Source organism: Streptomyces sp. NBC_01410 (genome assembly GCF_045040195.1).
GTDB lineage: Bacteria > Actinomycetota > Actinomycetes > Streptomycetales > Streptomycetaceae > Streptomyces.
The window spans coordinates 6,580,959-6,593,144 of sequence record NZ_CP109530.1 but is presented as its reverse complement, the minus strand read 5'-3'; the positions used below and the strand labels follow the sequence as shown (position 1 = coordinate 6,593,144).

The window sequence follows — 12,186 nt, the reverse complement described above, 5'->3', positions numbered from 1 at the left end:
GTTCCCCGGGTCTAGCGCGCGGTGCGCGTGTGCACGTACTCCACCAGACGCGTCAGCGCGTCCGGGTCCGTCGTCGGCAGGACGCCGTGGCCCAGGTTGAAGACATGGCCCTCCAGGCCCGACGCCGCGTCCAGGACCTCGCGGGTCTTGGTCTCGACGGCCTCCCGGGTGGAGAACAGGACGGCCGGGTCGAGGTTGCCCTGCAGGGCCATGCCCGGGCCGACGCGGCGGGCGGCCTCGTCCAGGGGGACGCGCCAGTCGACGCCGACGACGTCCGCGCCCGCCTCGCCCATCAGGCCGAGCAGTTCGCCGGTGCCGACGCCGAAGTGGATGCGCGGCACTCCGTACGAGGCGACCGCGTCGAAGACCTTGGCCGAGGCGGGCATCACCGAGCGCCGGTAGTCGGCGGGGGCGAGTGCGCCCACCCATGAGTCGAAGAGCTGCACGGCGCTCGCGCCCGCCTCGATCTGCACCTTGAGGAAGGCGGAGGTGATCTCGGCCAGGCGGTCGAGCAGATCGGCCCACAGTTGCGGGTCGCCGTACATCAGCGCCTTGGTGTGCTCGTGGTTGCGCGAGGGGCCGCCCTCGACGAGGTAGCTGGCGAGGGTGAACGGCGCTCCGGCGAAGCCGATGAGCGGGGTGGATCCGAGCTCGCCGGTGAGCATCCCGATGGCCTCGGTGACGTACGAGACGTCCTCGGGCGTCAGGTCGCGCAGGCGGCCCAGGTCGGCGCGGGTGCGGATCGGCTCGGCGACGACCGGGCCGACGCCCGGCTTGATGTCGAGGTCGACGCCGATGGCCTTGAGGGGTACGACGATGTCGCTGAAGTAGATCGCCGCGTCAACCTTGTGACGGCGCACCGGCTGCAGCGTGATCTCGGTGACGAGCTCGGGCCGCATGCACGATTCCAGCATCCCGATGCCCTCGCGGACCTTCAGGTATTCGGGCAGTGAGCGCCCCGCCTGACGCATGAACCAGACCGGCGTGTGCGGCACCGGCTCACGCCTGCATGCCTTCAGGAACGCGGAGTCGTACGTCTTCGTCGGCTGGCCCGAGGGGCGGTCGTTGGCACTCACGCCCAGAATCTTCGCACGTAGTCCGGAAGTGGCCGCCCCGGCCCGGGTGTCCCTCCCTGCGCGAAGCTCCCGTTCCGCCTACTCTTCCCCGCATGGCTGCGGCTCAGGGACATTTTTCCGATCATTCCAACGGCACTGACGACACGGACAGTGCGGAGGGGAATGCCGTCCCGCGTGCGTTCCGGCAGGCGGTCGAGGCGCTGCGGGCGGCGCGGCTTCGGCCGGAGATCGAGCTGGACCCGACGCGCCCGCCCCAGCGGCTCGCCCCTCACGCGTACGCGCTCGAGGCGGCGGTCGTCGACGGCGAGGAGGATCTCGCCGACGGGCGCCTCGTGCTGCTGCACGATCCGGCCGGCCATGAAGCCTGGCAGGGCACCTTCCGGCTGGTGACGCTGGTGCGCGCCGAGCTGGAGCCGGAGATGGCGGCCGACCCGCTGCTTCCCGAGGTCTGCTGGTCGTGGCTGACGGGTGCGCTGGAGGCCCGCGGCCTCTCGTACGGGGAACCGAGCGGCACCGTCACCCGCGCGGGTTCTCACTATTTCGGTGGACTCTCCGAGCGGCGTCCGGCGACGCAGATCGAGATCCGGGCTTCGTGGACTCCGCGGGAGGGTCTGGGCGGGGTCCCGGACTCGGCGGCACACCTCACGGCCTGGTGCGATCTGCTCTGCCAGATCGCCGGGCTGCCGCCGTCGCAGGCAGGTCAAGCGGGTCAGGCGGACGGGGCGACGGGCGTCGTGTCGCTTCCGCAGCGGCGCGGTCCGCAGCAGCGCTGACACCGCACCCCGGCCCGCGCCCGGGACACTGGGTCGCGGTCGCGGTCGCGGTCGCGCAGGAACATCGCGGGACCCGACGACCGAACGCGGAGCCGGACCTCGAGGCCGAACTCGAATGCGGAGCCGCGGCCCGGGCCCCCCGCCCACGCCCGCGCTCGTGCGTACGCGCCCGCGCACGACGGTTCGTTCTTAGGATGATCGATCACTCGTCCGAATTGCCCCAATTGTTACTAACCAAATCGTGATCATTCTCTAAAGCCGGGCGGGTTCGCTGCCGAAGAGGTCTGTGACCCTAACTGCACGGTTCGCCCCGGCTTCAGCCCCGAGCCGGCTCCGCCCCGCACCTTCCCCCCAGGAGGCCTGGTGTCCGTTCTTCTCGAGCAGCCCGCAAGCCTGGTCGCCTACCGCCCGAACAAGCCGACGGCCATGGTCGTCGTGGCCGACCCGCGCGTCCGCTCCACCGTCACCCGCCACCTGTGGGCCCTCGGAGTGCGTGACGTCATCGAGGCGTCGTCCATCGCGGAGGCCCGTCCCCGCGTCGGCAACCCGCGCGACATCTGCGTTGCCGACGTCCACCTGCCCGACGGTTCCGGGCTGACCCTCCTGTCCGAGACCCGAGCCGCAGGCTGGCCCAACGGCCTCGCCCTCTCCGCAGCCGACGACATCGGCGCCGTACGCAACGCCCTCGCGGGCGGCGTCAAGGGATATGTCGTCACCGGTACGCGTACGAACATCGGCCACCCGACCCGTCCCGGCGCCGCCCCCATCGGCGCCGCGGCCGGCCGGATGCACCGCCGCCCCCCGGGTGCCCCGAGCCACCCGGGCGGCTACCGCGAGCTCTCCGGCCGTGAGGTCGAGGTGCTCCGCCTGGTCGCGGAAGGCCAGTCCAACAAGGCGATCGGCGTCTCGATGGGCCTGTCCGCGCTGACCGTCAAGAGCCACCTCGCCCGTATCGCACGCAAGCTCGGCACGGGCGACCGCGCCGGAATGGTGGCCGTCGCACTGCGCACGGGCATCATTCACTGACCGCTTTACACATCTTTCGCGCCCGTCGACGGAACGTTCCGTCGACGGGCGCCTTCCGTTCACGGATACCCTTGACACGTGACCGACGCCCAAGAGACCGCAGCAGAGACAGCACTGCGAACCACCGGGGGCGCTCCCCCGGACGACGTCGAACCGGCGCCGATTCCCTTGCTGGAGCCCCGCGAAGGCATTCCTCCGGTTGTCGCGGACGACGCCGCGCTCGCCGAGGTGATCGCCGCGTTCGCCTCCGGCACCGGCCCCGTGGCCGTCGACGCCGAGCGCGCGTCCGGCTACCGCTACGGCCAGCGCGCCTATCTCGTACAGCTGCGCCGCGAGGGCGCGGGCAGTGCGCTGATCGACCCTGTCGGCTGTCCGGATCTCTCCGGGCTCGGCGAGGTGCTGGCGGGCACGGAGTGGATTCTGCACGCGGCCACCCAGGACCTTCCCTGCCTGCGCGAAATAGGCATGATTCCCACCCGGCTCTTCGACACCGAGCTGGCCGGGCGGCTCGCGGGCTTCCCGCGGGTCGGGCTCGGCGCGATGGTCGAGTCGGTCCTCGGCTATGCCCTGGAAAAGGGCCACTCGGCGGTCGACTGGTCGACCCGCCCGCTCCCCGAGCCGTGGCTGCGGTACGCCGCGCTCGACGTGGAGCTGCTGGTCGATCTTCGCGACGCGCTGGAGAAGGAGCTGGACCGGCAGGGCAAGCTGGAGTGGGCCCACCAGGAGTTCGACGCGATCGCCTCGGCCCCGCCCGCTCCCCCGCGCAAGGATCCCTGGCGCCGTACGTCCGGCATGCACAAGGTGCGGCGTCGTCGCCAGATGGCCGTCGTACGGGAGCTGTGGAATGCCCGTGACGCGGTGGCGCAGCGGCGCGACGTGTCGCCGGGCAAGGTGCTCAGCGATGCGGCGATCGTCGAGGCCTCGCTCGCGGTGCCGGCGGACGTCCAGGCGCTCACCGCACTGCCGGGATTCGGCCACCGGATGGGGCGGCGTCAGCTGGAGCAGTGGCAGGCGGCCGTCGACCGCGCGAAGGCGCTGCCCGACGCCGATCTGCCGCAGCCCGGCCAGCCGCTGAACGGTCCGCCGCCGCCGCGTTCCTGGGCGGACAAGGACCCGGCGGCCGCGGCCCGGCTCTCCGCGGCGCGCGCGGCCGTGTCCGCGCTTGCCGAGGAGCTGAACATGCCGCAGGAGAACCTGATCACTCCGGACACGGTGCGGCGGGTGTGCTGGGAGCCGCCGGCGGAGATCGGCGAGGACGCCGTGGCCGAGGCTCTGGCCTCGTACGGCGCGCGCCGCTGGCAGATCGAACAGGTGGCGCCGCTGCTGGTCGAGGCACTGGCGGCACAGGCCTGACGCCTGCGGCGGGGCTGTTCCCCACCCCGCCCTCCCCCTACGGCCTGGCGGCCGTGGGAGGTACCCCCATCCCGAACTGGGGGCAAGCCCCCAGACCCCCGGTCGGGGCTTCGCCCCGGACCCCGAATGCGACCTTCGGCCGCATGGCCTCAAACGCCGGACGGGCTGGATAGTTCAGCCCCGCCGGCGTTTGAGGCGCGGGGTCCGGGGCGGAGCCGCGGTTACGGGGAGGGGCGGGGTAGGGAACAAGCCCCGCGCAGGCGACCCCCGCCCCGTGTGACGTTCGCCGCTCCCGCCCCTGGGACTGTGCACGATGGTTACCCGCAAGTAGCATGAGCGAAGGAAGCGCGCGCTTAGCCGCGTGCCCGCAGCAGTGCCACCCCGCACCCTGGAGGAGAGCCATCGTGCCTCGTACCGTCAGGGACGTCGTCTTCGTCGACGGCGTCCGCACCCCGTTCGGCAAGGCGGGCCCGAAGGGCATTTACCACGAGACCCGTGCCGACGATCTCGTTGTGAAGGCCATCCGGGAGCTGCTGCGCCGCAACCCCGGCCTGGACCCCAAGAAGATCGACGAGGTCGCCATCGCCGCGACCACGCAGATCGGCGACCAGGGCCTCACCCTCGGCCGCACCGCCGGCATCCTCGCGGGTCTGCCGCAGTCCGTTCCCGGGTACTCCATCGACCGCATGTGTGCGGGCGCGATGACCGCCGTGACGACGACCGCCGGTTCGATCGCCTTCGGCGCGTATGACGTCGTGATCGCCGGTGGCGTCGAACACATGGGCCGTCACCCCATGGGCGAGGGCGTCGACCCGAACCCGCGGTTCGTGAGCGAGAAGCTCGTCGACGAGTCCGCCCTCTTCATGGGCATGACCGCCGAGAACCTGCACGACCGCTACCCGACCATCACCAAGCTGCGCGCCGACGAGTACGCCGTGCGCTCGCAGGAGAAGGCCGCGAAGGCGTACGCCAACGGCAAGATCCAGCAGGACCTGGTGCCGGTCTCCGTACGCCGCACCAACGCCGAGGCGGGCGAGACCGGTTGGGGCCTGGCCACCGCCGACGAGCCGATGCGTCCGGGCACGACCCTGGAGTCGCTCGCGGGCCTGAAGACGCCGTTCCGTGCGCACGGCCGGATCACCGCGGGCAACGCGGCCGGTCTCAACGACGGCGCCACCGCCTCGCTCCTCGCCTCCGAGGACGTCGCCAACGAGCTGGGCCTGCCCGTCAAGATGCGGCTCGTCTCCTACGCGTACGCCGGTGTCGAGCCCGAGGTCATGGGCTACGGCCCGATCCCGGCGACCGAGAAGGCCCTCGCCAAGGCGGGTCTGTCGATCGACGACATCGGCCTGTTCGAGATCAACGAGGCCTTCGCCGTCCAGGTGCTGGCCTTCCTCGAGCACTACGGCATCGCCGACGACGACGCGCGCGTCAACCAGTACGGCGGCGCCATCGCCTACGGCCACCCGCTGGCCTCCTCCGGTGTGCGTCTGATGACGCAGCTGGCGCGGCAGTTCGAGGAGCAGCCGCACGTCCGCTACGGCCTGACCACGATGTGCGTCGGCTTCGGCATGGGCGCGACGGTCATCTGGGAGAACCCGCACTTCGACGGAGGCAACAAGTGAGCACCGCTGAACTCCTGAAGGGCGCGGCCGAGCTGTTCCCGGACGAGGTCGTCACGCAGGCGCACGTGCGCCACCTCGACCTCCCGGCGGGCGCGGGCAAGTTCGCGCTCATCACGCTGGACAACGGCCTGGACCACACCAAGCCGACCACCTTCGGCCCCCAGTCGCTGGCGAACCTGAGCACCGCCGTCGACCAGGTCGAGGCCGAGGCCGCGAACGGCGACATCGTCGGCGTCGGCATCACCGGCAAGCCGTTCATCTTCGCCGTCGGCGCCGACCTCAAGGGCGTCGAGCTGCTGAAGCGGCACGAGGACGCGCTCGCCATCGGCAAGGGCGGCCACGACGTCTTCAAGCGTCTGTCCGGTCTCGCGGTCCCGACGTTCGCGTACTACAACGGCGCGGCGATGGGCGGCGGTGTCGAGGTCGGTCTGCACTGCTCGTACCGCACCGTCTCCACGGCGATCCCGGCCTTCTCGCTGCCCGAGGTCTTCCTCGGTCTCGTCCCGGGCTGGGGCGGCTGCGCGATCCTGCCGAACCTGATCGGCGCCGACAAGGCCGTCTCGGTGATCATCGAGAACTCGCTCAACCAGAACAAGCAGCTCAAGGGCAAGCAGGTCTTCGAGCTCGGCATCGCCGACGCGATCTTCGAGGGCGCGGACTTCCTGGAGCAGTCGCTGATCTGGACGGCGTCCGTCCTCAAGGGCGACCTCACGGTCGAGCGTCCCGAGGTCGACCGCGGCGAGGCCTGGGACCAGGCCGTCGAGCGCGGCCGCTTCATCGCCGACTCCAAGGTGCACGGCGCCGCCCCGGCCGCCTACCGCGCGCTGGACATCATCGCCGCCGCCAAGAGCGGTGACCTGCAGGCCGGCTTCGACGCCGAGGACACCGCCCTCGCGGACCTGATCATGGGCGGCGAGCTGCGCAGCGGCATCTACGCCTTCAACCTGGTCCAGAAGCGCGGCAAGCGCCCGGCGGGCGCCCCGGACAAGAGCCTGGCCCGCCCGGTCACCAAGGTCGGCGTCGTCGGCGCCGGTCTGATGGCCTCTCAGCTGGCGCTGCTCTTCCTGCGCCGCCTTGAGGTGCCGGTCGTGCTGACCGACATCGACCAGGAGCGCGTCGACAAGGGTGTGGGCTACGTCCACGCCGAGATCGAGAAGCTGCTCGGCAAGGGCCGTATCAACCAGGACAAGGCCAACCGCCTCAAGGGCCTGGTCACCGGTGTGCTGGACAAGGCCGAGGGCTTCTCCGACGCCGACTTCATCATCGAGGCGGTCTTCGAGGAGATCGGCGTCAAGCAGCAGGTGTTCGCGGAGGTCGAGGCGGTCGCCCCGGCGCACGCGATCCTCGCCACCAACACCTCCTCGCTGTCGGTCACCGAGATGGCCTCCAAGCTCCAGCACCCGGAGCGCGTGGTCGGCTTCCACTTCTTCAACCCCGTCGCGATCCTCCCGCTGCTGGAGATCGTCCGCGGCGAGAAGACGGACGACGCGGCCCTCGCCACCGCCTTCGGCGTGGCGAAGAAGCTGAAGAAGACCGCCGTCCTGGTCAAGGACGCCCCGGCCTTCGTGGTCAACCGCATCCTGACCCGCTTCATGGGCGAGATCCAGAACGTCATCGACGAGGGCACCCCGGTCGAGGTGGCCGAGAAGGCCGTCGAGCCGCTGGGTCTGCCGATGTCGCCGCTGGTCCTCCTGGAGCTCGTCGGCCCGGCCATCGGTCTGCATGTCTCCGAGACCCTCAACCGGGCCTTCCCGGACCGCTTCACGGTCTCCGAGAACCTGGCCGCGGTCGTCAAGGCGGGCAAGCGCGGCTTCTACGTCTACGACTCCGGCAAGCCGGAGCTGGACCCGGAGGTCGTCGCCCTCCTCAAGCAGGGCGATGCCGTCCTGACCGAGGAGCAGACCCGCGCGCGCGTGCTCGACGCGGTGGCGCAGGAGATCGGTCTGATGCTTCAGGAGGGTGTCGTGGCCGAGGCCCAGGACATCGACCTCTGCCTGATCACGGGCGCCGGCTGGCCCTTCCACCTGGGCGGCATCACGCCGTACCTGGACCGTGAGGGTGTCTCCCAGCGCGTGAACGGCAAGCCGTTCCTGGCGCAGGGCGTCGCGAGCGTCCCGGCGTAACACCGGCCGCTGTCGCACGAACGGGCCGTACGGGGCTTCCCGTACGGCCCGTTCGGCGTTCCCGCGACGGATCGTGCCGTGCGAAGCTGTGCGCATGCGTGCGCTGGTGATCGTCGACGCGGCGAATGTGGTCGGCTCGGTCCCGGACGGCTGGTGGCGCGACCGGCGCGGGGCGGCCGAGCGGCTGCGCGACCGGTTGGCCGCCTTCGCCCCGGCCGGGGTGCCGGGGCATCCCGGTCCCGTGGAGCTGGTCCTCGTCGTGGAGGGCGCGGCCCGAGGGGTGGAGAGCGTGCCGGACGTACGCGTGGAGTCCGCGCCGGGCAGCGGTGACGACCTGATCGTGGAGCTGGCGTCGGCCCGTGAGACGGGCCGGGAGTGCGTGGTGGTCACGGCGGACCGGGAGCTGAGACGGCGGGTGGAGGCGTGCGGCGCGCAGTGTCTGGGGCCGCGGAGCGTTCAGCCTCCGGGCGATCGTACGTAGCGCCCGGCCGCGCAGACCCTGTTGGAGCAGGGCGTACGGGCCGGGCGCATCCGGATCGGGCACCGAGCGGTCAAGGGACGGCCTAGAACACGGCGTCCTTGCCCATCTTGCCGAGGCGGCTGTTCCTGCGCCCGTAGAGGAAGTACACGACGAAGCCGATCAGCATCCAGATGGCGAAGCGGAGCCATGTCTCGCCCGGCAGGTTCAGCATGAGCCAGAGCGATGCGGCGATCGACACGATCGGGAGGACCGGCACCCACGGCGTACGGAACGCGCGGTGCAGATCGGGGCGGGTGCGGCGCAGGACCATCACGCCGATGGCCACCACGATGAACGCGAAGAGGGTGCCGATGTTCACCAGGGTCGCGAGCTCGTTGATGCTGGTGAAGCCCGCGATGATGGCGATGAGGACGCCCAGCAGGATGGTGGGACGGTACGGGGTCCGAAAGCGCGGGTGCGTGATGGAGAAGAAGCGCGGCAGCAGACCGTCGCGGCTCATCGCGAAGAACACACGCGTCTGCCCGAGCAGCAGGATCAGACACACGGTGGTGAGACCGACGGCGGCGCCGAAGCTGATCACACCGGCATACCAGGGGTGCCCGACGGACTTGAAGGCGTCCGCGAGGGGGGCGCTGACGGACAGTTTGGTGTAGTGCTGCATACCGGTCACGACGAGGGCGACGGCCACGTAGAGCACGGTGCAGATCAGGAGCGAGCCCAGGATGCCGCGCGGCATGTCGCGCTGCGGGAGCTTGGTCTCCTCGGCGGCGGTGGCCACCACGTCGAAGCCGATGAAGGCGAAGAAGACGACGGAGGCGGCGGTGAAGATGCCCATGACGCCGAAGTTGGTGGCTTCGTAACCGAAGATCAGCTGAACCATCGGAGCGTCTTCCCAGCCGAGCCCGCCCTCCGGGGTCACCGCGTCGGGGATGAACGGCGAGTAGTTGTCGCCCACGATGAAGAACAGCCCCGCGATGATCACGATCATGACCACCGTCACCTTGATGGCCACGACGACCGCGGTGATGTTGGCGGACAGCTTCATGCCGACCACCAGGATCGCGGTCAGCACCAGGACCAGCAGGAAGGCCAGGATGTCGAAGGTGCCGCCCGGCACATCGGGGCCTTCCAGCGCATTCGCCAGATGCCAGTCCGCGTTGTCCATCAGGGAGCGCACATAGCCGGACCAGCCGACGGCGACGACGGCCGTGCCCAGCGCGAACTCGAGGACGAGGTCCCAGCCGATGATCCAGGCGGGCAGCTCACCGATGGAGGCGTAGGCGAAGGTGTACGCCGACCCGGCCACCGGGACGGTCGAGGCGAACTCGGCGTAGCACAGGGCCGCCAGCGCACAGACGATGCCGGCGGCGACGAAGGCCAGCGCGGTCGCAGGTCCCGCGTTCTCCTTGGCCACCTTCCCGGTGAGGACGAAGATGCCGGTGCCGATGATGACACCGACGCCGAAGACGGTCAGATCCCATGCCGAGAGGGATTTCTTGAGGGCATGCTCCGGTTCTTCGGTGTCGCGGATCGACTGCTCGACCGTCTTGGTCCTGAACAGCCCGTTCCCGCGCGGGCCCGTGTCCTGCTGCGTACTCACCGGCGTACCTCCACGCACTCGTCGTGAACGCCATGATTGGGACATCGGCGGCCCGACAGAGCTCCGTACGAGTGGATTTCACGCGAATGGGCCGGTCGGACCACCCATACAGGGTGACCGACCGGCCCATCGGCGGCACGAGAACCGGTTCCGCTCAGTCGCGGGCGGGCTCCACCGACTCGCTCTCGAACCGGCCGTCCAGCTTGGCCACCAGGCCGGTCACCTGACGGGCGATGTCCGGTGCGGTCAGACCGATCTCCACCAGGACCTCCTTGCGGGAGGCGTGGTCGAGGAAGCGTGGCGGGATGCCGAAGTCGCGCAGCGGTACGTCGACACCGGCGTCGCGCAGCGCCTGGGAGACGGCCGATCCGACGCCTCCGACACGGCTGTTGTCCTCGACGGTGACGACCACGCGGTGCTGCTCGGCGAGCGGCGCGAGCGCCTCGTCGACGGGCTTGACCCAGCGCGGGTCGACGACGGTGGTCGAGATGCCCTGGGCGTCGAGCAGGCCGGCGATCTCCAGGCACATCGGGGCGAGCGCGCCGACGGAGACCAGCAGCACGTCCGGCCGGTCGGTGCCCGCGTTGCGCAGTACGTCCATGCCGCCGACCTTGCCGACGGCCTTCACGGCGGGGCCGACCGCGCCCTTGGAGAAGCGCACCACGGTGGGCGCGTCGTCCACCTCGACGGCCTCGCGCAGCTGGGCGCGGACCTGGTCGGCATCGCGCGGGGCCGCGATCCGCAGACCGGGAACGACCTGAAGGATCGACATGTCCCACATGCCGTTGTGCGAGGCGCCGTCCGTGCCGGTGACACCCGCGCGGTCGAGCACGAAGGTCACTCCGCACTTGTGCAGGGCCACGTCCATCAGCACCTGGTCGAAGGCGCGGTTGAGGAAGGTGGCGTACACGGCGAAGACGGGGTGCAGTCCGCCGGTCGCGAGGCCGGCGGCGGACACTGCGCCATGCTGCTCGGCGATGCCGACGTCGTAGACCCGGTCGGGGAAGGCCTTGGCGAACTTGTCGAGGCCGACCGGCTGCAGCATCGCCGCGGTGATCGCGACGAGGTCCCGCCGCTCCTTGCCGAGCTCGACCATCTCCTCGCCGAAGACGGAGGTCCAGTCGAGGCCCGAGCTGGAGATCGGCAGGCCGGTGTCCGGGTGGATCTTGCCGACGGCGTGGAAGCGGTCCGCCTCGTCCTGGAGGGCGGGCTGGTACCCGCGGCCCTTCTCGGTGAGGCAGTGGACGATGACGGGGCCGCCGAAGCGCTTGGCGCGGGCGAGCGCGGACTCCAGGGCTTCGATGTCGTGGCCGTCGATGGGGCCGACGTACTTCAGGCCGAGGTCCTCGAACATGCCCTGCGGGGCGATGAAGTCCTTCAGGCCTTTCTTGGCGCCGTGCAGGGTCTCGTAGAGGGGCTTCCCGACGACGGGGGTGCGCTCCAGGATGTCCTTGCCGCGGGCCAGGAAGCGCTCGTAGCCGTCGGTCGTGCGCAGCGTGGCGAGGTGGTTGGCGAGGCCGCCGATCGTGGGGGCGTACGAGCGTTCGTTGTCGTTGACGACGATCACCAGGGGGCGGTCCTTGGCGGCCGCGATGTTGTTCAGCGCCTCCCAGGCCATGCCGCCGGTGAGTGCTCCGTCACCGATGACTGCGACGACGTGGTCGTCCTTCTTCAGCACCTCGTTGGCCTTGGCGAGACCGTCGGCCCAGCCGAGGACGGTGGAGGCGTGGGAGTTCTCGATGACGTCGTGCTCGGACTCGGCACGCGCCGGGTAGCCCGACAGGCCGCCCTTCATCTTGAGCCGGGAGAAGTCCTGGCGCCCGGTCAGAAGCTTGTGCACGTAGCTCTGGTGGCCCGTGTCGAAGAGGACCTTGTCCTTCGGCGAGTCGAAGACACGGTGCAGGGCGATCGTCAGCTCCACCACGCCGAGGTTGGGACCGAGGTGGCCACCGGTCTTGGAGACCGCGTCCACGAGGAAGGTCCTGATCTCGGCGGCCAGCTGGTCGAGCTGCTCCGGACTGAGCCGGTCCAGATCGCGCGGTCCCGTGATGCGGGTCAGCAGGGCCACCCGTGCCTCCTTGCAGTTGAGCGGTCTAGCGTGCCGGTCTGCCGAGTCTAATGTTCCGCCT

Annotated in this window: 9 protein-coding genes; 6 read left to right on the top strand and 3 right to left on the bottom strand. The window is 70.4% G+C overall.

Going from position 1 to position 12,186, the window contains the following annotated elements:
- Positions 1-11 precede the first annotated feature (11 nt).
- Positions 12-1,076 (bottom strand): uroporphyrinogen decarboxylase, encoded by a 1,065-nt coding sequence (hemE, locus tag OG741_RS30235; RefSeq protein WP_405603113.1) that lies wholly within the window; start codon positions 1,074-1,076, stop codon positions 12-14.
- Positions 1,077-1,168: 92 nt separating this feature from the next.
- Here hemE and OG741_RS30230 point away from each other — a divergent pair, with 92 nt between their 5' ends.
- The 6 genes from OG741_RS30230 to OG741_RS30205 all read left to right on the top strand — a co-directional run bounded on the left by OG741_RS30230 (position 1,169) and on the right by OG741_RS30205 (position 8,457).
- Positions 1,169-1,849 carry a DUF3000 domain-containing protein gene (locus OG741_RS30230; RefSeq protein WP_405603112.1) on the top strand — a complete coding sequence of 227 codons (681 nt, stop codon included), beginning with the start codon at positions 1,169-1,171 and terminating at the stop codon, positions 1,847-1,849.
- A 363-nt stretch (positions 1,850-2,212) separates the two neighbouring features.
- Positions 2,213-2,875 (top strand): response regulator transcription factor, encoded by a 663-nt coding sequence (locus tag OG741_RS30225; protein WP_108153209.1) that lies wholly within the window; start codon positions 2,213-2,215, stop codon positions 2,873-2,875.
- Between the two features lie 78 nt (positions 2,876-2,953).
- Positions 2,954-4,228 (top strand): HRDC domain-containing protein, encoded by a 1,275-nt coding sequence (locus OG741_RS30220; protein WP_405603111.1) that lies wholly within the window; start codon positions 2,954-2,956, stop codon positions 4,226-4,228.
- Between the two features lie 404 nt (positions 4,229-4,632).
- Positions 4,633-5,853 (top strand): acetyl-CoA C-acyltransferase, encoded by a 1,221-nt coding sequence (locus OG741_RS30215; protein ID WP_266482186.1) that lies wholly within the window; start codon positions 4,633-4,635, stop codon positions 5,851-5,853.
- Positions 5,850-7,976 (top strand): 3-hydroxyacyl-CoA dehydrogenase NAD-binding domain-containing protein, encoded by a 2,127-nt coding sequence (locus OG741_RS30210; protein ID WP_405603110.1) that lies wholly within the window; start codon positions 5,850-5,852, stop codon positions 7,974-7,976. Before OG741_RS30215 ends, OG741_RS30210 begins: the two co-directional genes overlap by 4 nt.
- Before the next feature lie 94 nt (positions 7,977-8,070).
- Complete coding sequence (locus OG741_RS30205) at positions 8,071-8,457, top strand: NTP pyrophosphohydrolase (protein WP_405603109.1); 387 nt, start codon at positions 8,071-8,073, stop codon at positions 8,455-8,457.
- A gap of 82 nt (positions 8,458-8,539) precedes the next feature.
- Here the strand turns inward: OG741_RS30205 and OG741_RS30200 are convergent, their stop codons facing one another.
- Both OG741_RS30200 and dxs read right to left on the bottom strand, forming a co-directional pair.
- The gene (locus OG741_RS30200) at positions 8,540-10,057 is read right to left on the bottom strand and encodes an amino acid permease (protein ID WP_405603108.1); all 1,518 of its coding nucleotides are present in this window, start codon (positions 10,055-10,057) and stop codon (positions 8,540-8,542) included.
- 154 nt (positions 10,058-10,211) lie between these two features.
- A complete protein-coding gene (gene dxs, locus OG741_RS30195) occupies positions 10,212-12,125 on the bottom strand; it encodes a 1-deoxy-D-xylulose-5-phosphate synthase (RefSeq protein ID WP_405603106.1) in 1,914 nt (637 codons plus the stop codon).
- Between the last annotated feature and the right edge of the window lie 61 nt (positions 12,126-12,186).